Source organism: Vibrio sp. 1402 (genome assembly GCF_033340275.1).
Map to the genome: position 1 here is coordinate 1 of NZ_JAWOWE010000689.1, position 521 is coordinate 521.

At 43.4% G+C, this 521-nt stretch carries 1 protein-coding gene; it reads left to right on the plus strand.

The genetic code is table 11. From position 1 onward, the window contains the following. Positions 1-521, plus strand: a 521-nt coding sequence (locus R7044_RS27965; protein ID WP_225456343.1) for a recombinase family protein, incomplete at both ends; no start/stop codon positions are given.

Consider the following 521-nt stretch of genomic DNA (forward strand, 5'->3'; position numbering starts at 1 on the left):
TTATCTACGTGTTTCGACCACAAACCAAAATACAGACCGTCAACTTACAGATTCTGGTATCACCTTTGATAAGAGCTTTACAGATAAATGCAGTGGTGGCTCAACTAAACGACCAGCATTAGAAGCTCTTAAAGACTACGTTCGAGAAGGAGATACAATCCACGTTCATAGCATCGACCGCCTAGCGCGTAATTTGGTTGATTTAAAGCAGCTAATAAACGACTGGACTAACCAAGGTGTTAGCGTGAGATTCCACAAGGAAAACCTAAGCTTTAATGCTGGTGGAAGCGATCATATGTCTGAGCTCATGCTGAACATGCTAGGAGCTGTAGCTCAATTCGAGTTAGCAATGATTCAGGAAAGACGTCAGGAAGGCATTGAGAAAGCTAAAGCAGCAGGGAAGTATAAAGGTAGACCAACTAACACAACTAACCACCAGCGTATCGCTGAGCTACGTTCACAAGGAATGTCTTTAAGAAAGATCGCTTCCGAAGTGGGAGTCTCCTTATCCACAGTCCAAA